Below are 23,473 nucleotides of genomic sequence, written 5' to 3'. Positions count from 1 at the left end.
ATGCTCCGTTGACGACCCTGACCAAGGAAGCGGGCGGTGCCGCACCCGCCGCCCCGGGGCCCTTCCTGTCGGTGCGCGACCTGTACGTCCGGTTCACGACGGAGGACGGCGTCGTCAAGGCGGTCGACGGGCTCTCCTTCGAGCTGGAGCGCGGCCGGACCCTCGGCATCGTCGGCGAGTCCGGCTCCGGCAAGTCGGTGACCAACCTGACCGTGCTGGGCCTGCACAACCCGCAGACCACCGAGGTCGCCGGCGAGATCGTCCTCGACGGGCAGGAGCTGACCGGTGCCCCGGAGCGGACGCTGGAGAAGCTCCGCGGCAACAAGATGGCGATGATCTTCCAGGACGCGCTGACCGCCCTGTCGCCGTACTACACGATCGGCCGCCAGATCGCGGAGCCGTACCGGAAGCACACCGGTGCCTCCCGGCGGGAGGCGTGGGCGCGGGCCGTGGAGATGCTCGGCAAGGTCGGCATCCCGCACCCCGGGCTCCGGGCCAGGGACTACCCGCACCAGTTCTCCGGCGGCATGCGCCAGCGCGCGATGATCGCGATGGCGCTGGTCTGCGACCCGGACCTGCTGATCGCCGACGAGCCGACCACCGCCCTGGACGTGACCGTGCAGGCGCAGATCCTCGACCTGCTGAAGGACCTCCAGCAGGAGTTCGGCACCGCGATCGTCTTCATCACGCACGACCTGGGGGTCATCGCGAACACCGCCGACGACATCCTGGTGATGTACGGCGGCCGGGCCGTCGAGCGCGGTGCGGTGCGCGAGGTGCTCCGGGCGCCCCAGCACCCGTACACCTGGGGCCTGCTCGGCTCGATGCCCCGGCTCGGCTCGGACGTCGGGACCGCGCTGAGCCCCATCCCGGGCAGCCCGCCGAGCCTGCTCAGCCCGCCGTCGGGCTGCGCGTTCCACCCGCGCTGCGCCTTCGCGCGGGAGGTGGGCGGCGGGCGCTGTACGGACGTACGGCCCGAGCTGCCGGAAGGGCGCGGCAGCGCCTGCCACCTGACGCCGGAACAGAAGCAGACCCTCTTCGTCGAGCAGATCAGGCCCCGGCTGGTCCAGGGCCGCCCCGGGAGCCGCACGTCATGAGCGAAGAACTGACCCTGCCCGCGCAGCGCGGCGCGGACGGCGGGCCCGCCGGCGAACCGCTGCTGACCGCGACCGGGCTCACCAAGCACTTCCCGATCATGGGCGGTTTCCCCTTCAAGCGGCGGGTCGGGGCGGTACAGGCCGTGGACGGCATCGACTTGACCGTGCACGCGGGCGAGGCCTTCGGGCTGGTCGGCGAGTCGGGCTGCGGGAAGTCGACCACGGGCCGGCTGCTCACCCGGCTGCTGGAGCCGACCGGCGGCACGATCTCGTACCGGGGGCAGGACATCACGCACGCCGGCCGCCGGCAGCTGGCGCCGATCCGCTCCGAGATCCAGATGATCTTCCAGGACCCGTACTCGTCGCTGAACCCGCGGCAGACGGTGGGCACGATCATCGGCGGCCCCATGGAGATCAACCGGATCGACCCGCCGGGCGGCCGCGAGCGGCGGGTCCGCGAGCTGCTGGAGACGGTGGGCCTGAACCCGGAGCACTACAACCGCTTCCCGCACGAGTTCTCCGGCGGCCAGCGCCAGCGCATCGGCGTGGCCCGGGCGCTGGCCCTGGAGCCGAAACTGATCGTGGCCGACGAGCCGGTCTCCGCGCTGGACGTGTCGATCCAGGCGCAGGTGGTCAACCTGCTCCAGGACCTCCGGCGGGAGCTGGGCATCGCGTTCCTGTTCATCGCGCACGACCTGGCCGTCGTACGGCACTTCTCGCAGCGCATCGCGGTGATGTACCTCGGCAAGATCATCGAGGTGGGCGACCGGGACTCGATCCACACCCGGCCGCGCCACCCGTACACCCACGCGCTGCTGTCGGCGGTCCCGGAGGCGGTGCTGACCGACGAGGAGGAGCACGCGGGCCGCGAGCGGATCCGGCTGGCCGGAGACGTTCCCTCGCCCGTCGCGCCGCCCTCCGGCTGCCGGTTCCGCACGCGGTGCTGGAAGGCGCAGGACCGCTGCGCGGCCGAGGAACCGCCGCTGGTGCGGATCGAGGGCAACGCGGAGGGCCACCTGACGGCCTGCCACTTCCCCGAGGCCCCGTCGACCACCTCCCGCACCGAGGACGTCGTCCTCGACCCCGCACTCGGCCCGTAGCCGGAATCCGGCGTACCTGTGGAGATCGTTTTCCCCCCGTGCGAGGGTGGCCCGATGCGCGCCAATCCGGCGGTGACCGCCGCCCTGCTGCTGCTCGTCGGGCTCACCGCCTGCGCGGGGCCGACCGCCTCCGGGACCGGTGCCCGGGCGGGGGCGACGGGCCCCTCGGGCCCCCGGAAGCCCATCGTCGTGCCGAGTCCGCATGCCGACACGCCGAGCGTCCGGCCTACGTTCCCCACGCCCGACCACCCCGCGCCCACGGGGCCGCCGCCGGCGCCCGACTCGTTCAAGACGACGGTGCGGCTGGACGCGGGGAAGGCCCGCGAGGCCGTCGAGGGGCGCGAGTACACGGTGGCGTACACCTCGCGGGACAAGGCGGCGGACGGCACCGACGTCAGCGGACTGGCACTGACCGGGGACGGCCGGCTGGTCGTGACGGCCAACCCGACGCCCGGGGGCGATCCCGAGACCCCGGTCCAGGTCGGGCAGGGCCGCGTCGGCCTGGAGGACGCCGACGGCCACCGCCTCCTGCCGACCACCGAGGACTCCGCCTGCCGCACCCCGCACCGGGCGCCGGTCTCCGCCCGGGAGCACGAGGGCAGCATGGTGTGGGTGGAGACGGCACGGCCGTCCTGGAAGGAAGGTGGCCCGGTGGACTGGTGCGTCTTCCTCCGCGACCCCGCCGGGGCGGTGCGCCTGCTGGACGACTCCGGGGACCGGGTCGGTTCGCACCAGGACCGGGGTCTCAGGGTCACGCTCGGCGGCGGACGGGCGTACTGGACCACGCCCCGGACCGTCTCGCCCGACGGCGGGCCGGAAACCGGCCCCCTGAGGATCATGGCGCGGCCGCTGGACGGCAGCGGGGAGAACGAGACCGTCGCCGAGCGGGCCGGGATGCCGGAGGCGACGGACGACGGCCGGCTCTTCTTCGTGCGCACGAGCCATTACGACCCCTCGGTGCCCGAGAACCGGTACGAGATCCACGAGCGCGGCACCGACGGGCAGGTCCGGCTCGTGGTGTCGGGCGGCCTCGCAGTGGGCCAGGGATTCCACTCCCTGTCCGTGTCCGGCCCGCGCGTCGCCTGGCTGGTCACCGGCCCCTCCACCCGGTTCGGCGCTCAGCCGGCCGCGGTGTACGTGCTGGACACCCGGACCGACGAGGCGGTGACCGTCGCGCTGCCTGCCGACCACGCGAACAACCGCCCCATCGACCTCCGCCTCACCGAGGACCGCCTCGTGTGGGGCCACCGCGACTCCGGGTCCACCCCGGCCGCGTACGTGTACGAGTTCGGCGGCGGCAGTCTGTGGAAGCTGAACACCCGGGACGCGACCCCGGCCACCGACCGCTACCCCGCCGTCTTCGCCGCAGGCCCGTACCTCGCCTGGGCGCTGGGCCGGGGCGGCGGCATGGAGGGCAGGGCCGCCTACCGCGTCGTCCGCTGGAACTGACCTTCCCCGGAGGGGGTCAGGCGTGGACGACCTTGCCCGGGTTCAGGAGGTTCCTCGGGTCGAAGAGGCGCTTGAGGCCGCGCTGCAGCTCCAGGGCGGTGGGGTCGAGTTCCCTGGTGAGCCAGTCCCGCTTGAGCGTGCCGATGCCGTGCTCCGCCGTCGTCGTGCCCCCGAGGGCGAGGCCGGCGGCCATGATGTCGTCGTAGGCGGCTCTGGCGCGGCGGGTCTGGGCCGGGTCGGCGCCGTCGAAGACGACCGTGGGGTGCAGGGTGCCGTCCCCGGCGTGGCCGACGGTGTAGACGCGCAGCCGCTGGCGGGCCGCGATGTCCTCGACGGTGGCGACGAACTTGGGGAGTTCGGAGCGCGGCACGGCCACGTCCTCCATGAACAGGGTGGCCTGCCCCGGGAGCCGGGCGGCCTGGGCCTGGAGCGCCGGGGCGACCATCCGGCGGACCTCGGCGATCCGTGCCGACTCGGCCCCGTCGGCCGCCACGACGACCTCGACGGCGCCGGTCCTGCGGCACAGCCCGGCCATGGCGGCGAGTTCGGCGGCCGGGTCCGGGCCCTCGCTCTCGACGATCAGGGTGGGGCCGCCGGGGCCCATGAGGGGGTGGCCCAGTTCGGCCACGGCCTGGGAGGTGGCCCGGTCGAGGAGTTCGAGCGCGGAGGGCGTGTGCCCGTGTGCGGTGATCGCTGCGACCGCGTCGCCGGCGTCGGTGAGGCCCGGGAAGCGGGCGAGGAGCGCGTGGGCCGGGGGCCGCAGCGGGCGCAGGGCGAGCGTCGCCCCGACGACCACGGCGAGGGTGCCCTCGGAGCCGACGATCAACCGGGTCAGGTCGTAGCCGGCGACGCCCTTGGCGGTCTCGCGGCCGGTGCGCGTGCGGCGGCCGTCGGGCAGTACGAGGTCCAGGCCGAGCACGTAGTCGGCGGTGACCCCGTACTTCACGCAGCAGACCCCGCCCGCGTCGGTCGCGATGTTGCCGCCGATGGTGCAGCGGTCCCAGGAGGCCGGGTCGGGCGGGTAGCTCAGGCCGTGGGGGGCGACGGCCTCGTTGAGGTGCTTGGTGACGACGCCGGGTTCGCAGCGCACCAGCCGGTTGGCCGGGTCGATGGCGAGGATGCGGTCCATCCGCGTGGTGGAGAGCAGGACGCAGCCGTCGACGGCGTTGGCGGCGCCGGCCAGCCCGGTGCGGGCACCCTGCGGCACGACGGGGACGCCGAGTTCGTAGCAGGCGCGCAGGATGTGGGAGACCTGCTCGGGGGTGGTGGGCAGGGCGAGGAGGGCGGGTGAACCCCGGTCGGAGAAGGGGGCCGCGTCGTGGGAATGGGCCGCGAGCTGGACCGGGTCGGTGACGAGCGCGTCGCCGGGGAGGTGGGGCAGCAGCGCTTCGAACAGGGCGGCGTGCGGGAGGTGGGACATGCCGGGGCCTTCCGTGTGGGTGCGGAGTTCCGGGCGTTACGGGACGTTCTGCACGGTCGTGATCAATGCAGCACGCTCCGTGGATCTTGGCAAAGTCCCCGCGCGGCAGCCCCGGGCCTGCTACGGGGCTGCCGCCCACCCGGTCCGGGCATGGGCCGAGGCCCCCGGTGGCGTCCACCGGGGGCCTCGCGGATCCCTCGTGCGTGTGATCGTTTGCCGCTGATCGCTTCGGGTGAATATGCCGCCCGAAAGCGCCCGGCCCGATCCGGGAGGCACCCCTACGGCTCCTTCGACAGCGGCGGGGGCGGGGAGGGCGGCGGGGGCAGCTCGCCCTCCTGCGGGACCACCCGCTTCTCGGCGGCGAAGTGGCAGGCCGACGGGTGCGCGGCCGGTCCGCCGGCGGACCGGAACCACTCCGGCACCGCCAGCAGCGGCACCTCCAGCGCGCACTTCTCCTGCGCCTTCCAGCAGCGGGTGCGGAAGCGGCAGCCCGAGGGCGGGTTGGCGGGCGAGGGGACGTCGCCGGTGAGGATGATCCGCTCGCGGTGCTCGCGGGCGCCCGGGTCGGGCACCGGGACGGCGGACAGCAGGGCCTGGGTGTACGGATGGGTGGGGTGGTCGTAGATCTGGGAGTCGGTGCCGATCTCGACGACCCGGCCGAGGTACATCACGCCCACCCGGTCCGAGATGTGCCGGACGATCGAGAGGTCGTGCGCGATGAAGACGTACGACAGCCGGAACTCGGACTGGAGCCGCTCCAGCAGGTTGACCACCTGGGCCTGGACGGACACGTCGAGCGCGGAGACCGGCTCGTCGGCCACGATGACCTCGGGCCGGAGGGCGAGGCCGCGGGCGATGCCGATGCGCTGGCGCTGGCCGCCGGAGAACTGGTGGGGGTACCGGTTGATGTACTCCGGGTTGAGGCCGACGACGTCGAGCAGGTCCTGCACCTTGCGGCGCCGGTCGCCCTTGGGTGCGACCTCGGGGTGGATCTCGTACGGCTCGCCGATGATGTCGCCCACCGTCATGCGGGGGTTGAGCGAGGTGTACGGGTCCTGGAACACCATCTGGATGTTGCGGCGGACGGCCTTCAGGGCGCGGCCGGACAGCTGCGTGATGTCCTCGCCCTTGTAGAAGATCGAGCCGGAGGTGGGGCGTTCGAGGTTGACGAGCATCTTGGCGACGGTGGACTTGCCGCAGCCGGACTCGCCGACGATGCCCAGCGTCTCGCCCTCGCCGAGCGCGAAGGAGACCCCGTCGACGGCCTTGACCGCGCCGATCTGCTTCTTGAAGAGGATCCCCTGGGTCAGCGGGTAGTGCTTGACCAGGTCGCGTACCTCGAGGATCGCCTCAGGCATGGAGGCACTCCTTCCAGAAGTGGCAGGCGCTGGCGCGCGGTACGGGCGATTCGGTGACCTCGTACAGCGGCGGCACGTCGGCGCGGCACACGGCCTGGGCCATCGGACAGCGCGGGTTGAAGGCGCAGCCGGGCGGGATGTTCAGGAGGTTGGGCGGCAGGCCCTTGATGGCGTACAGCTCCTGGCCCTTCTGGTCCAGCCGCGGGATCGAGTCGAGCAGGCCCCGGGTGTACGGGTGGGCCGGCGCCCGGTAGATGTCGTGGACCGGGGCCGCCTCGACGATCCGGCCCGCGTACATGACCGCGATCTTGTCGGCCACGTCGGCGACGACCCCGAGGTCGTGGGTGATCAGGATCAGGCCCATGTTCAGCTCCCGCTGGAGCTCCGCGAGCAGGTCCATCACCTGGGCCTGCACGGTGACGTCCAGGGCGGTGGTGGGCTCGTCCGCGATGATCAGCGAGGGCTCCAGTGCCAGCGCCATCGCGATCATGATGCGCTGGCGCATGCCGCCGGAGAACTGGTGCGGGTAGTCCGTCACCCGCTGCTTGGCCGCCGGGATCTTCACCCGGTCCATCAGCTCGACGGCCCGGGCCTTGGCGTCCTTGCGGGACAGGCCCCGGTGCACCTCGAACATCTCGCCGAGCTGCGCGCCGACGGTGAGCACCGGGTTCAGCGAGGACAGGGCGTCCTGGAAGATCATCGCCATCTCGGCGCCCCTGACCTTGCGGCGTTCGTCCTCCTTCATCTTCAGCAGGTCCTTGCCCCTGAAGAGGATCTCGCCGGACGGGATCCGCCCCGGCGGCATGTCGAGGATGCCCATCACGGCCTGGGCGGTGACGGACTTGCCCGAGCCGGACTCGCCGAGCACGGCGAGGGTCTCGCCCTCGTCCACGGAGTAGTTGACGCCGTTGACGGCCCTCGCGACCCCGTCCCTCGTCTTGAATTCCACGTGCAGATCGCGGACTTCGAGCAGCATGTCCCGTCTCCTTGGCGCTCAGCGCAGCTTGGGGTCGAGGGCGTCGCGCACCGCGTCGCCGAGCATGATGAACGCCAGCACGGTGATGCTCAGCGCCCCGGCCGGCCAGAGCAGCATGTGCGGGGCGTTGCGGATCTGCGGCGCGGCGTTGGAGATGTCGATGCCCCAGGAGACCGTGGGCGGCCGCAGCCCGACGCCGAGGAAGGAGAGGGTGGCCTCCAGCGCGATGTACGTGCCGAGCGCGATGGTCGCGACGACGATGACCGGCGCGACGGCGTTGGGTGCCACGTGCCGCATCAGCATCCGGCCGTTGCCGGCGCCGAGGGCGCGGGCGGCCTGGACGTAGTCGTGCTGTTTGGCGGTGATCACCGAACCGCGGCCGATGCGGGCGATCTGCGGCCAGCCCAGCAGCACGATGAAGCCGACCACCGGCCAGACGGTGGTGCTGGTGACCACGGACAGGAAGACCAGGCCGCCGAGGACCACGGGGATGCCGAAGAAGATGTCGGCCACCCGCGAGAGCAGCGCGTCCCACCAGCCGCCGAAGAAGCCGGCCAGCCCGCCGAGGAGGGAGCCGAGGAGGGCGGCTCCGACGGTGGCGCAGATGCCGACGGTGATGGAGGCGCGGGCGCCGTAGACGGTGCGCGTGTACACGTCGCAGCCCTGGGTGTCGTAGCCGAAGGGGTGGCCCGGCGCGGAGCCCTCCTGCGACTTGGACAGGTCGCACTGCAGGGGGTCGCCGCTGGCGATGAGCTGGGGCCAGATGGCGATGACGACCAGGAAGAGGATCAGCAGCGAGGAGATGATGAAGACCGGGTTGCGGCGCAGCTGGTGCCAGGCGTCCGACCACAGGGAGCGGGCCTTCTCCTTGGGCCCGGGGCCGTTGGGCTCCAGGTCCTTCTCCAGGCTTTCGGCCTCTTCGAGCGCGAGGTCCATGGGTCCGCCCTGTCCTGTGGGGGCGATCGCCTCGCGGCGGCCGGGCCCCACCGGGTCGTAGTGCCCGGAGCCGGGGGGCGGGGGGCCCTCCGGGACCTCGGGCGGGGTCACGGGGCGCTCGGGGTCGGGCTCAGGCATACCGGATCCTCGGGTCCAGGACCGCGTAGAGCAGGTCGACGAGCAGGTTCGCCAGCAGGAAGACGATCACGAGGATGGTCACGAAGCCGACGACCGTCGGGGCGTTGTTGCGCAGGATGCCCTGGTAGAGCTGGTAGCCGACGCCGTGGATGTTGAAGATGCGCTCGGTGACGATGGCGCCGCCCATCAGGGCGCCGATGTCGGTGCCGATGAAGGTGACCACGGGGATCAGGGAGTTGCGCAGCAGGTGGCGCGTGATGACCCGCCTGCGCGGGAGGCCCTTGGCGGTGGCGGTGCGCACGTAGTCGGCCTTGACGTTCTCCGCGATGGAGGTGCGGGTGAGGCGGGTGACGTACGCGAGGGAGACCAGGGCGAGCACGATGCCGGGCAGGATCAGCTCGTTGAGGGGGGCGTCGGAGGAGACGGTGGGCGACACCCAGCCCCATTTGACGCCGAAGACGAACTGCAGCAGGTAGCCGGTGACGAAGGTCGGGACCGAGATGACGATCAGGGTGAGCACCAGGAGCGAGGTGTCGATCGTGCGGCCCTTCCGAAGGCCGCTGATGACGCCGAAGGTGATGCCGACGACGATCTCGATGACGATCGCCACGAGCGTCAGGCGCAGGGTGACCGGGAAGGCCGAGGCCATCAGCTCGGTGACCGGCTGGCCGTTGAAGGCGGTGCCGAAGTCGCCCTGGAAGATCTGGCCCATGTAGTGCAGGTACTGCTTCCACAGGGGCTGGTCGAGGTAGAGGTCCTTGCGGATCCGGGCGGCGGTGGCGGGGTCGGGGGCCTTGTCGCCGAAGAGTGCCGCGACGGGGTCGCCCAGTGCGTACACCATGAGGAAGATCAGGAAGGTGCTGCCGATGAAGACGGGGATCATCTGCAGCAGCCGTCGGATGACGTAGCGTCCCATAGACGCCTCCGGGGTTCCGGGGGCCGCCCCGGCGCCGTGGCTCGCGCGCCGGGGGGCCCACTCCTAGTGGCGTGGCGTCAGCTGACCTTGATCTGGTCGTAGACCGGGACGCTGAACTGGTTGAGGGCTACGTCGCTCAGCCGCTCGGAGTAGCCGGCGCTGCCGTTCTGGTACCAGAGCGGGATGGACGGCATCTGCTGGGCCAGGATCTTCTCGGCGTCCTGGAACTTCGCGATCGCCGCGGCGGTGTCACTCTCCTGGTTGGCCTGGTCGACGAGCTTGTCGAAGTCCGCGTTGCTGAACTTCCCGTAGTTGGAGGAGGCGCCGGTGTAGTACAGCGGCTCCAGGAAGTTCTGGATCAGCGGGTAGTCGCCCTGCCAGCCGGACCGGAAGGGGCCGGTGAGCTTGAAGGAGCTCTGCTGGTTGCGGAAGTCCGCGAAGGTGCCGACCGGGTTGACGGTGCAGACGGGGCCCTGGCCGAGCGCGTTGTTGATGCTGTTGCAGACGGCGTCCATCCACACGCGGTGCGAACCGGTGTCCACGTTCGAGGTGATGGTCATCTTGCCGCCGGGCAGACCGCCGCCCTCCTGGATGAGCTGCTTGGCCGCGGCGGGGTCGTACGTGCAGAGGTCCCCGCACATGTCCTTGTAGCCGCCCTTCTCACCCAGGGCGGAGGAGGTCCAGTCCTTGGCGGGGCTGCGGGTGTCCTGGAAGATCTGCTTGGTGATCTCCGGGCGGTTGATGGCGCGGGAGATGCCCTGGCGGACCTTCTCCATGCCGGCCTTGCCCCATGCGGGGTCGTACAGCGGGAAGGTGAGGGTCTGGATGATGAGGGCCGGCTGGTTGATGTACCGGTCGCCGAGGTCGTTCTTGACGTTCTTGAGCTGCTGCGCCGGCACGTCGTCGACCAGGTCCAGGTTGCCGGCCAGCAGGTCGGTGTAGGCGGTGTTGTTGTCCGTGTAGACCTTGAGGTCGACGCCGCCGTTCTGCGCCTTGTCGGGGCCGGTGTAGCCGTCCCACTTGCGCAGGCTCATGCCGGTGCCCTTGGTGTACGAGTCCACCGTGTACGGGCCGTTGCCGATGGGCTTGTTGAGCCAGCCTGCGTGGTCGGTGAAGAAGGCCTTGGGCAGCGGGGAGAACGCCTGGTAGCCCAGGGTGTCCGGCCAGGTGGAGAACTTCTCCTTCAGGGCGACGGTGAAGGTCTTGTCGTCCTTCACCACCAGGCCCTTCATGGTCTTGGACTTCGGCTCCCCGGACTCGGGGTGCACGTCCTCGTAGCCGACGATGTCGGAGAAGAAGGGCGAGTTGTTCTGCTTGTTGCGCACGTCCGCGGCGTAGTTCCAGGCGTCGACGAACGACTGCGCGGTCACCGGTTCGTCGTTGCTGAACTTCCAGCCGTCCTTGAGGGTCACCGTGAAGTTCTGCTGGTCCGTGGTCTCGATGCTCTGCGCGACCATGTCCAGGGCCTCGCCGGTCTTCGGGTCGTAGCGCTTGAGTCCCCGGAAGAGCATGTCCAGGACCTTGCCGCCCTGGACCTCGTTGGTGTTCGCCGGTTCGAGTGGGTTCTGCGGGTCACCCCACGAGGAGCTGACGATGCCGGCTCCGTCCCCTCCGCCGCTGTCGCTCCCGCCGCCGCAGGCCGTCGCCGTCAGCGCGACGGCGACCGCGCATGCGGCCCACTTGGCGTGGGTGGCTCCGCGCATGGAGTGCCTCCTCTTGGCTCCCAAGACTCACTTAGGCGCCAATATCACCCCAAAAAGTGTCGGAGCGCACATTATGCGCGGCCGTCCGCGAGCCGGTGTCACCCGGCTGTCACCCCGGCGTCAGCCAAGATCACCCAGGGTCACCTCCCAGGTGTCCACGGAGTAGTGCGGACGCATCCCCTGCGCCTCGTAGAGCGCGAGGGCACCGGTCGCGTTCAGCGTGTCCACGCCCAGCCCGATGGTGTCCCGGCCGCGGGCCGCGTACACGGCGAAGGCGTGCCGCAGCAGGTGGCCGCCGATGCCGCGGCCGCGCACGTCCGCGCGTACGCCGAGACTGCGCACCCAGCCCATCGCGGCACGGTTGTCCCTGCTCAGCAGCACCGCCACGTCGCCGTGCCCGGCGAGCTGCGCGATCCAGACCAGGGACCAGTCCATCGCCCCGCGCGGGGCGCCGAGGTCGTCGAGCCACTGCTCGTACGAGCGGTGCTGGTGGTCGAAGTGGGCCGAGAAGCTGTCCATCAGCAGGGCGTGGGCGGTCCGCCGGTCCGCCTCCGTCTCGCAGGCGCGCAGGGTCAGGCCGTCGAGGGGCGCGGGCGGCAGGTCCGCCCGGGCGGCGAGGTCACGGACCATCACGTAGTGGCGGCGCACCCGCCCCCAGCCGCGGCCGGTGAGCACGGCGGTGTCCAGGGTGGGCCGGACGTTCAGGCTGAGGTGCAGCACCGCGGCCGGCGACCCGCCCTCGCGGGCCCGCTCCAGCGCCCGGGCCTCCATCAGGGCCAGGAGCCGCTCCCCCGCCGCACCGTGGCCGGGCAGTACGTAGTGGTCGCCGTCGACCCTGGCGGGGTCGCCGTCGCACCAGACCACGGCGTACGCGACCACCCGGCCGCCCTCGACGGCCAGCCAGGAGTCCCGGGCCAGGTCCACCTCGGGGTGCAGCAGGTCCGCCTCGACGTCGGAGAGGTCGGTCTCGGGCCGCCCGATCTCCGCGGTGTCCACCGCGTTCATCAGGGCGCAGATGTCGGACGCGTCGTTGGGCCCGGCGGGCCGTACGGTCAGCATCGGCCCACTGTCGGGCCCGGCGCCCCGCGGCCGCAAACCCATTTCCGCGCGGCGCCCGGCGGGCCCCGGGAACGGCGCAGGGCGCCCGGCCGACGGTGCGGACCGGGCGCCCTGGCGCTCGTACTGCGGTACTGCGGGTACTACGGAGTGCTGCGCGTGCGGATCAGACGGCCAGGACGGCCTTCTCCTCCGCGAAGTGGCACGCCGACTCGTGCGCGGCCGGGGAGTCCGAGCCCTTGAAGCGCTCGGGGATGGCCAGCAGCGGCATCTCCTCGGCGCACTTGTCCTGCGCCTTCCAGCAGCGGGTGCGGAAGCGGCAGCCCGACGGCGGGTTGGCCGGCGAGGGGACGTCACCGGTGAGGATGATCCGCTCGCGGTTCGCGCGGGCCTCCGGGTCCGGGACCGGGACGGCCGACAGCAGCGCCTGGGTGTAGGGGTGCGTCGGGTGGTCGTAGATCTGCGCGTCCGTGCCGATCTCGGCCATCTTGCCGAGGTACATCACGCCCACGCGGTCCGAGATGTGCCGGACGATCGACAGGTCGTGCGCGATGAAGATGTAGGAGAGGTTGAACTCGTCCTGCAGCTTCTCCATCAGGTTGACGACCTGCGCCTGGACGGAGACGTCCAGGGCGGAGACCGGCTCGTCGCAGATGATGATCTCGGGGTTGAGCGCGAGGCCGCGGGCGATGCCGATGCGCTGGCGCTGACCGCCCGAGAACTGGTGCGGGTACCGGTTGATGTACTCCGGGTTCAGACCGACGACGTCGAGCAGCTCCTGCACGCGGCGGCGCCGGTCGCCCTTCGGGGCCACCTCGGGGTGAATCTCGAAGGTCTCGCCGATGATGTCGCCCACCGTCATACGGGGGTTGAGCGAGGTGTACGGGTCCTGGAACACCATCTGGATGTTCCGGCGGACGGCCTTCAGGGCACGGCCGGACAGCTTGGTGATGTCCTGGCCCTTGTAGAAGACCTCGCCCGCGGTGGCCCGCTCCAGGCTCATCAGCAGCTTGGCGACCGTGGACTTGCCACAGCCGGACTCGCCGACGATGCCCAGGGTCTCGCCCTGGTACAGGTCGAACGAGACGCCGTCGACGGCCTTGACGGCGCCGACCTGCTTCTTGAACAGGATGCCCTGGGTCAGCGGGAAGTGCTTGACCAGGTTGCGGACCTGGAGGATCGGCTCGCCCTTGGCGACCGGGGCCTCGATCGCGGCCTCCACCTCGGCGACGGCGTCCTTGGCGGCCTCGTCGTTCTTGGTCGGCTCAGCCATGGATCGTCTCCTTCCAGAAGTGGCACGCGCTCTTGCGGCCCGGCAGCTCGCTGCCGTCCTGCTCGGTCACCGGGTGCAGCACCGGGATGTCCGTACGGCAGACGTCCTGGGCCGCGGTGCACCGCGGGTTGAAGGAGCAGCCGGTGGGCAGGCGCAGCAGGTTGGGCGGGAGGCCCTTGATCGCGAAGAGCTCCTGGCCCTTCTGGTCCAGGCGCGGGATCGACTCCAGCAGACCCTTGGTGTACGGGTGCGCCGGGCGCTTGTAGATCTCGTGGACCGGAGCGGTCTCGACGATCCGGCCGGCGTACATGACCGCGATCTTGTCCGCGACGTCGGCGACGACGCCGAGGTCGTGGGTGATCAGGATCAGGCCCATGTTCATCTCGCGCTGGAGCTCCGCGAGCAGGTCCATGACCTGCGCCTGGACCGTCACGTCGAGGGCCGTGGTCGGCTCGTCGGCGATGATCAGGTCCGGCTCCAGGGCCAGCGCCATGGCGATCATGATGCGCTGGCGCATGCCGCCCGAGAAGTGGTGCGGGTAGTCGTTGACCCGGGCCTTGGCGGCGGGGATCTTCACCCGGTCCATCAGCTCGATGGCCTTGAGCTTGGCGTCCTTCTTGGACAGGCCCTGGTGGACCCGGAACATCTCGCCGAGCTGGTAACCGACGGAGAGCACGGGGTTCAGCGAGGAGAGCGCGTCCTGGAAGATCATGGCGATCTTCCGGCCGCGGATCTGCCGCCGCTCCTCGTTGCTCATCTTCAGCATGTCCTGGCCGCGGAACAGGATCTCGCCCTGCGGGATCTTGCCGGGGGGCATGTCGAGGATGCCCATGATCGCCTGAGCGGTCACGGACTTGCCGGAGCCGGACTCGCCGAGCACGGCGAGGGTCTCGCCGGCGCTCACGCTGTAGTTGACGCCGTTCACGGCCTTGGCCACACCGTCACGGGTGTGGAACTCCACGTGCAGGTCGCGGACTTCCAGCAGCGGGCCGTCGAAGGCCTCCCCGTCGCGGGGGGCCGGGACCGTCGTGGTCTTGTCGATGGTGGTCACGTACGCCCTCCTCAGCGCAGCTTCGGGTCGAGGGCGTTGCGGACTGCTTCGCCGAGCATGATGAACGCCAGAACGGTGATGCTGAGCATGATCGACGGGTAGAGCAGGATGTGCTCCGCCACTCGGATCTGCGCCGCACCGGCCGAGATGTCGACACCCCACGAGACGGTCGGGGACGCGAGGCCCAGGCCGAGGTACGAGAGGGTCGCCTCCGCGGAGATGTAGCCGCCGAGCGCGATCGTCGAGACGACGATCACCGGGGCCATGGCGTTCGGAAGGATGTGCCGGAAGAGGATCCGGACGGTGCCGGCGCCCAGGGCCTGGGCGGCGTGCACGTAGTCGGCCTGCTTGACCGTGATCACTGCACCGCGCATGACGCGGGTGATCTGCGTCCAGCCCAGGAAGGCCAGCGCGAACACCACGGTCCACACGGTGCGGTCGGTGAAGGCCTGCAGGACGACCATGGCGCCGAGCAGGAAGGGGACACCGAAGAAGATGTCGGTCAGGCGGGACAGGATCGCGTCGGTGATGCCGCCGAAGTAACCGGCGATCATGCCCATGATGGCGCCGAGCACGGTCACGATCGCCGTGACGGCCACGCCGACGATGATCGAGGCGCGGGTGCCGTAGATGACACGGGCGTAGACGCTGCGGCCCTGGCCGTCGTAGCCGAACCAGTCCGGAGAGCCGATGCTGCCGAGCTCCGGCTTGGTGAGGAAGTGCTTCACCAGGTCGCCGTCGGTGGGCGAGGCGCTCGTGAACCAGCTCGGGAAGGCGCTGATCAGCAGCAGGAGGAAGATCAGCACCGACGAGATGATGAAGTACGGGTTGCGGCGCAGGTCGACCCAGGCGTCGCCCCAGAGGCTGCGGGCCTTCTCCGCCTTCTGCGGCGCGGCGGCGACGACGGGGGCCGAGGTCTCCTCGGCCGGCGCGTCGACGGTCTTGGTGATGTCAGGCATAACGGATCCTCGGGTCCAGGACCGCGTAGAGGAGGTCGACGAGAAGGCTGGCGATGAGGTACACGACGACCAGGACGGTCACGATGCCGACGACGGTCAGGCCCTCGCGGCGCACGATGGAGTCGTAGATGAGACCACCGACACCGTGGACGTTGAAGAGTCCTTCGGTGACGACCGCGCCGCCCATGAGGGCGCCGATGTCGGTGCCGAGGAAGGTCACGACGGGAATCATCGAGTTGCGCATCAGGTGGACGCCGATGACGCGGCGCTTCGGCAGGCCCTTGGCGACCGCGGTGCGGATGTAGTCCGCGCGCAGGTTCTCCGCCATGGACGTACGCGTCAGACGCGCCACGTAGGCCAGGGACAACGCGCCGAGCACGATGGCGGGCGCGAGCATCTCGCCCCACGTCTCGTCCTGGCCGACGTTGGGTTCGATCCACCCCAGCTTGAACGCGAAGACGGTCTTGATGATGAAGCCGAGCACGAACACCGGGACCGAGATGATCAGCAGCGTGAAGATCAGGATCAGGTTGTCGGCGAGACGGCCGGCCTTGAGGCCGGCGACGATGCCGAGGCCGATGCCGAGGACGATCTCGATGGCGAACGCCAGCGTGGCCAGCTGGAGCGTCACCGGGAAGGCGTCGCCCATGACGTCCGTGATCTCACGACCGCTCCGGATCTGCGAGCCGAAGTCGAAGTGGAACAGGATGTCGGAAAGGTAGTTCCAGTACTGCTGAAGGATCGGCAGATCCAGCCCGTACTCATGTCGGAGCTTGGCCAGCGTGGCCGGGTCCGTTCCCTTGTCGCCGAACAGACCCGCCACGGGGTCACCGGGCAGGCTGTAGACCATAAGGAAGATGAGCAGGGTCGTCCCGAAGAAGACCGGGATCATCTGGAGCAGTCGTCGTGCGACATAGCGCCCCATCATGCCTCCGTTGAGAATGCGGCAGGCGCGGGACAGGCCCTCCCGTGCGGCACGCGCCTGTTGCGGCGGCGCGTGCACATACGGAAGGGCCCCCCGGACACTGCGTAAAGGCCGGCTGTGGACTGACTCCCCGTCAGTCCACAGCCGTACTGCGGACTACGTCAGTGACTACTTCTTCTTGACCTCGACGGTCTCGAGGATCGGGTCGCCGTCCTGGGCGTACTGGACGCCGGAGACGTTCTCCGAGTAGCCCGCGTTGACCTTGTAGTACCAGAGCGGGATGGAAGGCATGTAGTTGACCAGTTCCTTCTCGATGGCCTGGTACGCCTTCACCGACTCCTCGAGCGACGCGGCCGTGTCGGCCTTGTCGATCTTGCCGTCGAGCTCCTTGTTGGTGAAGTCACCCTGGTTGCCCGCCGCGCCCGTCTTGAACAGGTCACGGATGAAGTTGGCGTTCACCGGGTAGTCGAGGACCCAGCCGGAGCGGTAGATCGACTTGACCTGCTTCGACTTGCGGGCCTGGAGGTCGGCCTGGAAGTCGGGCTTGGCGTCGCCGACGCACTTCACGCCGGTCGCCTTGGTGATGGAGCCACAGACGGCCTCCACCCACTCCTTGTGGCCACCGTCGGAGTTGAACTGGATGGAGATGGCGTTGCCGGGAACGCCGCCACCCTCGGCGATGAGCTTCTTGGCCGCGGCCGGGTCGAACTTGGTGACGTCGGAGCCACCGTTGTCCTGGAAGCCCATGACGCCCTTGGCGACCCAGCCGGTGGCCGGCTCACGGGTGCCGTTGAGGACGGTCTTGGTGATGGTGTCGCGGTCGATCGCCTTCGACAGGCCCTGGATGACCTTCGGGTTGACCGGCTTGGCCTTCCACTGGTCCGCGTAGAACGCGATGGCCAGGGTCTGGATGGCGGAGTAGGCCTGGTCCACGGCGCGGTCGCCGAGGTCCTGACGGTAGACCGGCAGGTCCTTCGGGGCGATCTGACGCAGGACGTCGACGTTGCCCGACTTCAGGTCCTCGTAGGCGGTCTCGAGGGTGGTGTAGTTCTTGAAGATCACACCACCGTTCTTCGCCTTGTTGTCGCCCTTGTAGCCGTCGTAGCGGACGATCTTGATCTGCTTCTTGTGCTCCCACGAGTCGAACTTGTAGGGGCCGTTGCCGATCGGCTTCTCGCCGGCGGCCTTCGGGTTCGCGTAGAACGACTCCGGCAGCGGGGAGAAGACCTCGTAGCCGAGCTTGTACGCGAAGTACGGGATCGCGGAGACGAGCTCGATGGTGAAGGTGTTCTCGTCGACGACCTTCAGACCGTCCAGCTTGTCGGCGGTGGGCTTGGCGCCCTCCTTCTCCGGGTGGAGCTTCTCGAAGCCCTTGATGTCGGAGAACCAGGAGGCGTTGCCCTGGTTGTTGTTGATGTTCGCGGCCCAGTTCCACGCCTTGACGTAGGACTCGGCGGTCACCTTGGTGCCGTCGTGGAAGGTCCAGCCCGGCTTCAGCTTGACGGTCCAGGTCTTGGAGTCCTTGGACTCGACGGACTCGGCGTTGACCATCGTGAGCTTGCCGTCGGCGTCGTAGTCGACGAGCTGCGAGAACAGGCCCGAGAGAACGATCGAGCCGTTGGACTCCATCGTGTCGGCCGGCTGCAGGAGCTTCTCCGGCTCGCCGACCTCGATCGAGAAGATGCCGTTGGCGTCGACGGCACCCTTGCCGGCGTCGTTCGAACCGCCGTCCTTGCCACCGCCGCAGGCGGTCGCAGCCAGGGCGACGACAATCGCGCCCGCTACCAGCTTGGCGCTCTTGGCACCGCGCATGGGTTTCCTCCTCATGAGTCCACTGATCTACATGAGGGACACGGATACGCAGCCGACACCCCTGACGGCTACGAGACAGTGCCCCGAGTGTGCTCGTGAGTCGGCGCTCCCCACAGCGCGTGACCCATTGACCCGAGCTCAATGGAGCCATCCTTAAGGACGCCCTGGCTGTTAACCACACTTAAAGGGTCTCGGTTTCACAACATCAACAGTGCTCAAAAACCGAAATACGGACAAAGGGAGCACAGACAGACACGCCCGAAACGGACGGTTAGCGCACGTTCCGGAGTGTGACGACCGGAATCCGGACACTGGAGTGCAACAATCCGTTTGACAAACGCGAACAGCCCGGCCCCCCACGCAGTGCGTGGGGGGCCGGGCTGTTACGGCTGCTGTGACTCAGACTACTTGGCGGCCTTGGCGCGCGAAGCGGTGCGCGAGCGCTCCTTCTGGTCCAGGACGACCTTGCGGATGCGCACGGCCTCCGGGGTCACCTCGACGCACTCGTCGTCGCGGCAGAACTCCAGGGACTGCTCCAGGGAGAGCTTCCGCGGCGGGACGATCGCCTCGAAGGAGTCGGCGGAGGCGGAGCGCATGTTGGTGAGCTTCTTCTCCTTGGTGATGTTCACGTCCATGTCGTCGGCACGCGAGTTCTCGCCGACGATCATGCCCTCGTACACCTCGGTGCCGGGGTCGGTGAACAGCACGCCGCGCTCCTGCAGGTTGGTCATCGCGAAGGCGGTGACCGCACCGGCGCGGTCGGCGACCAGGGAGCCGTTGTTGCGGGTCTGCAGCTGGCCGAACCACGGCTCGTGGCCCTCGTGGATGGAGTGGCCGATGCCGGTGCCGCGGGTCTGCGTCAGGAACTCCGTACGGAAGCCGATGAGGCCGCGGGACGGGACGACGAACTCCATGCGGACCCAGCCGGAGCCGTGGTTGGACATGTTGTCCATGCGGCCCTTGCGGACGCCCATGAGCTGGGTGACGGCACCCATGTGCTCCTCGGGCACGTCGATGGTCATGCGCTCGACCGGCTCGTGGACCTTGCCGTCGATCTCGCGGGTGACGACCTGCGGCTTGCCGATGGTCAGCTCGAAGCCCTCGCGGCGCATCTGCTCGACCAGGATGGCCAGCGCCAGCTCACCGCGGCCCTGCACCTCCCAGGCGTCCGGACGCTCGGTGTCGAGGACGCGGAGCGAGACGTTGCCGATCAGCTCGCGGTCCAGACGGTCCTTGACCTGGCGGGCGGTGACCTTGCGGTCCTTGACCGCGGACTTGGCGTCCGCGCCCTTGCCGGTGCCGCCGCGGCCGACCAGCGGGGAGGTGTTGGTGCCGATGACCATGGAGATCGCGGGCTCGTCGACCGTGATCAGCGGGAGGGCGACCGGGTTCTCCGGGTCGGCCAGCGTCTCACCGATCATGATCTCGGGGATGCCGGCGACGGCGCAGATGTCACCGGGGCCCGCGACCTCGGCCGGCTTGCGGGTGAGCGCCTCGGTCATCATCAGCTCGGTGATGCGGACGTTCGAGATCGAGCCGTCACGCTTGATCCACGCGACCGTCTGGCCCTTGCGCAGCTCGCCCTGCTCGACGCGGAGCAGCGCGATGCGGCCGAGGAAGTTGTCGGCGTCGAGGTTGGTGACGTGGGCCTGGAGCGGCGCGTCCTCCTCGTACGTCGGGGCCGGGACGTGCTCCAGGATCGTGGAGAAGAAGGGCTCCAGGTTGGTGGAGTCCGCCGGGACCGTGCCGTCCTCCGGCTTGGTCAGCGAGGCGATGCCGTCGCGGCCGCAGGCGTAGACGATCGGGAACTCGATCTGGTCCTCGTCGGCGTCCAGGTCCAGGAACAGGTCGTAGGTCTCGTTGACGACCTCGTCGATCCGGGAGTCCGGGCGGTCCGTCTTGTTGATGCAGAGGATGACGGGCATCCGGGCCTGCAGCGCCTTGCGCAGCACGAAGCGGGTCTGCGGCAGCGGGCCCTCGGAGGCGTCCACCAGCAGGACGACGGCGTCGACCATCGACAGGCCGCGCTCGACCTCGCCACCGAAGTCGGCGTGGCCGGGGGTGTCGATGATGTTGATCGTGATCGGGGCCCCGCCGTCCTTGGGGTGATACTTCACCGCCGTGTTCTTGGCGAGGATCGTGATGCCCTTCTCACGCTCCAGGTCGTTCGAGTCCATCATGCGGTCGTCGAGCTGCTGGTGGGCGGCGAAGGCGCCAGCCTGCTTGAGCATGGCGTCGACGATGGTCGTCTTGCCGTGGTCGACGTGGGCGACGATGGCAACGTTACGGATGTCGTGGCGCGTGGGCATACTGCGGCGCTTCTCCCGGGATCGTGGATGGCGTCGCGTACGGTCCGGTACGCGAGCCCGCCGGGCGGAAAACCTGCCACGGCCTTACCCCATGGTACGTCGCGTGGCGGGGAGCGCATGCCGGGGGCCTGTCAAGAGGCCGGAGGGCTGAGCTTTCGGGGGCGGTGCTGCTGTGGTGCTGCGGTGCGCGCGGGGCCGTCCCTGAGGTGGGGAGGGTACGGCCCCGGAGGGGGTCCCGGGAGGTCCCGGGGCGGGTCAACGGGTGCGACCGACCTTGCCCGCCGGCGGGTCCGGCGGGCAAGGCACTTGAGCCACATCTGAGCTTGCGCCCGGATGCCTTCACACGTTCTGCAGATCTTCTTCCTCAGTTCTTCCCGGCGCCCCCGGGGCCGCCGGCGCCCGCCTTCTTCCAGCCGATGTCCTGGTAGCGGGGGGTGCCGAGGCCGAAGGCGCCGGCGTTGCTCACACCCGGCTTGACCGCCACCAGCTCGGGGCGCTGGTAGAGGGGGATGGAGCCGGCGGCGGCCCAGATGCGGGCGTCCGCCTTCTTCATCAGCTCCCGGGACTCGTCCTCGTCCAGCTCGCCGAGCGCCTGGTCGAACAGCTGGTCGATGTGGTCGGTGCCGACCCGGGTGTAGTTCTGCTCGACCAGCAGCGAGCCGTCCGCCGCCGGCTCCGGCTTGGCGAAGATCGGCCGGGCGTCGGTGGCCGGGTAGGCCGTCGCGGGCCACGAGTAGAGGGCGAGGTCGTACTGGCCCGAGGCGATGTGGTCCTTGAAGAAGCTCTCGTCCGGCACCTTGGTCAGCTCGGTGCTGATCCCGATGCCCCGCAGCATCTGCGAGATCCGCTCGCCGACCGTGCGCAGCGCCTCCGAGCCGGGACCCGAGGGCAGCACGAACCGCAGGCTGAGCGTCTTGCCGTCCTTCGCCAGGAGGGAGCCGGAGGTGCGGACCTGGCGGGCCGGGGCCGGGGTGCCCTTGGCCGGGACGCCCGCCGCGGGCTCCCGCCCGTCGCCCTCCTTCGCGTCGGCCGTCTCCGCGTCCTCGTCGGCACGCTTCTTGCCGTCGTCACGCGCGCCCGGCGCGGCCAGCGCCTCGGCCTGGTCGACCAGCGAGGCCTCCTGCAGGGCGGCCAGCGGGGCCGGGGCCAGCAGGGCGGCACCGCCGCGCCGCGCGGACGCGGTGTCCGCGTCGACGACCTCGCCGTCCGCGGCCGCGGCGTACGCGCCGTCCCCGGCGTACCGGCCCCGGTCGGCGACCGGCCGGCGGCCCGGGTTCTTCTCGTCCTCCTGGCCCACGATGTACAGCCCGTCGTTGCCGGTGCCGTCACCGGCGGGCCGGGCCGTCTTGGAGTCGTCCCCGGCCGGCCGCGCGGCCTCGCCGCCCGCCCGGGCGCCCGCCGCGGCGTCCCCGAGCGGCGCGCCCTTGCGCCAGCCGGCGTCGGCGAGCAGGGCCTGGGCGGCACGGGTGTCCCGGTCGCCGAGGGCGCCGCTGTTGTCGGCGTACGCGCGCTGCCCGGCCAGCGCCAGGTGGCTGCCGACCGGCCGGGCGGGCAGGCCCAGCGGCTTGAGCACCGCCTCGGCCAGCGCCTGCCGGTCCAGCACCCGGGCGATGGCGCGGCGCACCCGCTCGTCGGCCAGCGGGCCGCTCGCGCCGTTCAGCGCCAGCTGGGTGTACGCGGGCTCCAGCGACTTGCGCACCCGGAAGCCGCCCAGCGCCTTCTGTTCCGCGGCGTACGAGGCCACCGCGTCGGCGTTCCGCTTGCGGGCGGCCTTCTCGTCCTCGGCCTGCTCCTCGGCGGAGCCGTGGGCGAGCGCCCAGGACCTCAGGGCCTGCGCCGGGGTGACGGCGGAGCCGGGCCCGTGGGCCGGCTTCCCGGCCGCGCCGGCACCCCGCTTCGCGTCCCGCAGCGCCAGCGCGATCCGCTCGGCGCCCGCCCGGTCGACCTCGGCGATGTCGAGCTTCCCGGCCGCCAGCGCGGCCGGCCGGTCGGCCCGCGGCACCGCGGCCAGCACCAGGGTGTCGAGCTTGGCCGGCTGGCCCCACCAGCGCGGGTTGCGCGACAGGGCGACCGTGGCGTTCTTCTTGTCGACCGCCCCGAGCGCGAACGGGCCCGCAGTGACCTTGAGCGCACCCCGCGCACCCTCGTTGAAGGCCTCGGGGGTGCCGGTGACCTGCTTGGGGTAGAGCGGGGTGAACAGCGACCGCCAGTCGGCGTAGGGCTTGGCGAAGGTGACCTTCACCTCCAGGTCGTCCCCGCCGCGCTCGATCTTCTCGATGCGCTCGTAGCCGGCGTTGCGGGCCGTCCAGTACGCCGAGTCCCGGCCGTTCAGCGCGCGCCACTGGGCGACGAAGTCGGGGGCCCCGATCTCGCGGCCGTCGCTCCACACCGCCTGCTGGTTGAGCTTGTAGAGGACGACCTGCTTCGGCTCGCGCTCGACGACCTCGGCCTTCTCCAGGTAGTCCGGATTGGCCACCGGCCGGCCCTGCGCGTTCAGGGTGAACAGCGCCGGCAGCACCGCCCCCGCGATGCGGGTGGTGGTGGCGTCGGCGTCGGCCTGGAAGGCGTTGAGGGTGTCGGGCAGCTCGTCGACGGCCCAGCGCATCACGCCCCCGTCGGCCACCATCGGCCGGGCGGCGGCGCCGATGTCCTGGCCGGCGGCCCGGCCGCCGTCGTCGTCGGGCGAACCGCACCCCGCCAGGAGGGGCAGCGCGAGCACGCCCGAGGTCAGGAGCGCCAGCGATCTGCGCCTTCTCTGGGACATGGGTGGTACCTCCGGGGCGGCCGTTCTCGATCACGTATGGCGGTATGGCGGTATAAGGAGCTGATCACACTGGTGACGAAGCCACTGAAATCGACCACGCGCCGCTCCCCCCTCACCCGCGCCGCGCCACGCCGCCAACCCCACCCGCTCGGCCCAACGCGCTTGCCGCCACCCACCCCCGGGGGTAGCGCGGGAAGGCCGGGCGTTCCCTCCTGCGAGGGATGAGAATGG

At 70.4% G+C, this 23,473-nt stretch carries 17 protein-coding genes; 3 read left to right on the top strand and 14 right to left on the bottom strand.

The genetic code is table 11. The features are described from left to right. The first annotated feature begins 8 nt into the window (after nucleotides 1–8). The 3 genes from ACIQUQ_RS24750 to ACIQUQ_RS24740 are packed head-to-tail and all read left to right on the top strand — an operon-like array spanning nucleotide 9 to nucleotide 3,646. Complete coding sequence (locus tag ACIQUQ_RS24750) at nucleotides 9–1,097, top strand: ABC transporter ATP-binding protein (protein WP_403979580.1); 1,089 nt, start codon at nucleotides 9–11, stop codon at nucleotides 1,095–1,097. After that, nucleotides 1,094–2,197 carry an ABC transporter ATP-binding protein gene (locus tag ACIQUQ_RS24745; protein ID WP_403979577.1) on the top strand — a complete coding sequence of 368 codons (1,104 nt, stop codon included), beginning with the start codon at nucleotides 1,094–1,096 and terminating at the stop codon, nucleotides 2,195–2,197. Before ACIQUQ_RS24750 ends, ACIQUQ_RS24745 begins: the two co-directional genes overlap by 4 nt. Nucleotides 2,198–2,251: 54 nt before the next feature. Continuing rightward, the gene (locus tag ACIQUQ_RS24740; protein ID WP_403979574.1) at nucleotides 2,252–3,646 is read left to right on the top strand and encodes a hypothetical protein; all 1,395 of its coding nucleotides are present in this window, start codon (nucleotides 2,252–2,254) and stop codon (nucleotides 3,644–3,646) included. 16 nt (nucleotides 3,647–3,662) lie between these two features. On the opposite strand, the gene ACIQUQ_RS24735 is transcribed toward ACIQUQ_RS24740, so the two are convergent. From ACIQUQ_RS24735 to ACIQUQ_RS24670, 14 genes are all read right to left on the bottom strand, one after another. Then, on the bottom strand, nucleotides 3,663–5,066 hold the full coding sequence (locus ACIQUQ_RS24735; RefSeq protein WP_403979571.1) for an FAD-binding oxidoreductase: 1,404 nt from the start codon (nucleotides 5,064–5,066) through the stop codon (nucleotides 3,663–3,665). A 278-nt stretch (nucleotides 5,067–5,344) separates the two neighbouring features. Further along, the gene (locus tag ACIQUQ_RS24730; RefSeq protein WP_403979568.1) at nucleotides 5,345–6,424 is read right to left on the bottom strand and encodes an ABC transporter ATP-binding protein; all 1,080 of its coding nucleotides are present in this window, start codon (nucleotides 6,422–6,424) and stop codon (nucleotides 5,345–5,347) included. After that, nucleotides 6,417–7,400: an ABC transporter ATP-binding protein gene (locus ACIQUQ_RS24725; RefSeq protein WP_403979565.1), complete on the bottom strand. Its 984-nt coding sequence runs from the start codon at nucleotides 7,398–7,400 to the stop codon at nucleotides 6,417–6,419. The genes ACIQUQ_RS24730 and ACIQUQ_RS24725 overlap by 8 nt, the downstream gene beginning before the upstream one ends. A gap of 18 nt (nucleotides 7,401–7,418) precedes the next feature. Beyond that, nucleotides 7,419–8,336 (bottom strand): ABC transporter permease, encoded by a 918-nt coding sequence (locus ACIQUQ_RS24720; RefSeq protein WP_403979655.1) that lies wholly within the window; start codon nucleotides 8,334–8,336, stop codon nucleotides 7,419–7,421. A gap of 130 nt (nucleotides 8,337–8,466) precedes the next feature. Beyond that, entirely contained in the window at nucleotides 8,467–9,390 is a 924-nt protein-coding gene (locus ACIQUQ_RS24715) for an ABC transporter permease (protein ID WP_403979562.1), read from the bottom strand. 77 nt (nucleotides 9,391–9,467) lie between these two features. Next, nucleotides 9,468–11,093: an ABC transporter substrate-binding protein gene (locus ACIQUQ_RS24710; protein WP_403979560.1), complete on the bottom strand. Its 1,626-nt coding sequence runs from the start codon at nucleotides 11,091–11,093 to the stop codon at nucleotides 9,468–9,470. A gap of 120 nt (nucleotides 11,094–11,213) precedes the next feature. After that, nucleotides 11,214–12,152 (bottom strand): GNAT family N-acetyltransferase, encoded by a 939-nt coding sequence (locus ACIQUQ_RS24705; protein ID WP_403979557.1) that lies wholly within the window; start codon nucleotides 12,150–12,152, stop codon nucleotides 11,214–11,216. A gap of 163 nt (nucleotides 12,153–12,315) precedes the next feature. Next, nucleotides 12,316–13,422, bottom strand: coding sequence for an ABC transporter ATP-binding protein (locus tag ACIQUQ_RS24700; protein WP_403979554.1), 1,107 nt, complete (start codon nucleotides 13,420–13,422; stop codon nucleotides 12,316–12,318). After that, nucleotides 13,415–14,473: an ABC transporter ATP-binding protein gene (locus tag ACIQUQ_RS24695; protein ID WP_403979552.1), complete on the bottom strand. Its 1,059-nt coding sequence runs from the start codon at nucleotides 14,471–14,473 to the stop codon at nucleotides 13,415–13,417. The genes ACIQUQ_RS24700 and ACIQUQ_RS24695 overlap by 8 nt, the downstream gene beginning before the upstream one ends. A gap of 11 nt (nucleotides 14,474–14,484) precedes the next feature. Continuing rightward, on the bottom strand, nucleotides 14,485–15,432 hold the full coding sequence (locus tag ACIQUQ_RS24690) for an ABC transporter permease (RefSeq protein WP_403979550.1): 948 nt from the start codon (nucleotides 15,430–15,432) through the stop codon (nucleotides 14,485–14,487). Next, the gene (locus tag ACIQUQ_RS24685; RefSeq protein ID WP_403979653.1) at nucleotides 15,425–16,357 is read right to left on the bottom strand and encodes an ABC transporter permease; all 933 of its coding nucleotides are present in this window, start codon (nucleotides 16,355–16,357) and stop codon (nucleotides 15,425–15,427) included. The genes ACIQUQ_RS24690 and ACIQUQ_RS24685 overlap by 8 nt, the downstream gene beginning before the upstream one ends. A gap of 168 nt (nucleotides 16,358–16,525) precedes the next feature. Continuing rightward, a complete protein-coding gene (locus ACIQUQ_RS24680; RefSeq protein ID WP_403979547.1) occupies nucleotides 16,526–18,169 on the bottom strand; it encodes an ABC transporter substrate-binding protein in 1,644 nt (547 codons plus the stop codon). 404 nt (nucleotides 18,170–18,573) lie between these two features. Continuing rightward, nucleotides 18,574–20,478 carry a translational GTPase TypA gene (typA, locus tag ACIQUQ_RS24675; RefSeq protein ID WP_403979544.1) on the bottom strand — a complete coding sequence of 635 codons (1,905 nt, stop codon included), beginning with the start codon at nucleotides 20,476–20,478 and terminating at the stop codon, nucleotides 18,574–18,576. 364 nt (nucleotides 20,479–20,842) lie between these two features. Beyond that, nucleotides 20,843–23,242: an ABC transporter family substrate-binding protein gene (locus tag ACIQUQ_RS24670; RefSeq protein ID WP_403979541.1), complete on the bottom strand. Its 2,400-nt coding sequence runs from the start codon at nucleotides 23,240–23,242 to the stop codon at nucleotides 20,843–20,845. Nucleotides 23,243–23,473: the final 231 nt, after the last annotated feature.

This window comes from Streptomyces sp. NPDC101118, from assembly GCF_044759445.1.
In the GTDB taxonomy this organism is placed as follows: domain Bacteria; phylum Actinomycetota; class Actinomycetes; order Streptomycetales; family Streptomycetaceae; genus Streptomyces.
Note: the sequence above shows the minus strand (reverse complement) of the source record. Positions and strands in the feature narration are given on the sequence as shown.

Coding starts and splice junctions, on each gene's coding strand:
- ACIQUQ_RS24735 (WP_403979571.1), bottom strand. CDS start 5,066: ATGTCCCACCTCCCGCACGCCGCCCTGTTCGAAGCGCTGCTGCCCCAC.
- ACIQUQ_RS24730 (WP_403979568.1), bottom strand. CDS start 6,424: ATGCCTGAGGCGATCCTCGAGGTACGCGACCTGGTCAAGCACTACCCG.
- ACIQUQ_RS24705 (WP_403979557.1), bottom strand. CDS start 12,152: ATGCTGACCGTACGGCCCGCCGGGCCCAACGACGCGTCCGACATCTGC.
- ACIQUQ_RS24680 (WP_403979547.1), bottom strand. CDS start 18,169: ATGCGCGGTGCCAAGAGCGCCAAGCTGGTAGCGGGCGCGATTGTCGTC.
- ACIQUQ_RS24720 (WP_403979655.1), bottom strand. CDS start 8,336: ATGGACCTCGCGCTCGAAGAGGCCGAAAGCCTGGAGAAGGACCTGGAG.
- ACIQUQ_RS24710 (WP_403979560.1), bottom strand. CDS start 11,093: ATGCGCGGAGCCACCCACGCCAAGTGGGCCGCATGCGCGGTCGCCGTC.
- ACIQUQ_RS24700 (WP_403979554.1), bottom strand. CDS start 13,422: ATGGCTGAGCCGACCAAGAACGACGAGGCCGCCAAGGACGCCGTCGCC.
- typA (WP_403979544.1), bottom strand. CDS start 20,478: ATGCCCACGCGCCACGACATCCGTAACGTTGCCATCGTCGCCCACGTC.
- ACIQUQ_RS24715 (WP_403979562.1), bottom strand. CDS start 9,390: ATGGGACGCTACGTCATCCGACGGCTGCTGCAGATGATCCCCGTCTTC.
- ACIQUQ_RS24670 (WP_403979541.1), bottom strand. CDS start 23,242: ATGTCCCAGAGAAGGCGCAGATCGCTGGCGCTCCTGACCTCGGGCGTG.
- ACIQUQ_RS24725 (WP_403979565.1), bottom strand. CDS start 7,400: ATGCTGCTCGAAGTCCGCGATCTGCACGTGGAATTCAAGACGAGGGAC.
- ACIQUQ_RS24740 (WP_403979574.1), top strand. CDS start 2,252: ATGCGCGCCAATCCGGCGGTGACCGCCGCCCTGCTGCTGCTCGTCGGG.
- ACIQUQ_RS24690 (WP_403979550.1), bottom strand. CDS start 15,432: ATGCCTGACATCACCAAGACCGTCGACGCGCCGGCCGAGGAGACCTCG.
- ACIQUQ_RS24745 (WP_403979577.1), top strand. CDS start 1,094: ATGAGCGAAGAACTGACCCTGCCCGCGCAGCGCGGCGCGGACGGCGGG.
- ACIQUQ_RS24685 (WP_403979653.1), bottom strand. CDS start 16,357: ATGGGGCGCTATGTCGCACGACGACTGCTCCAGATGATCCCGGTCTTC.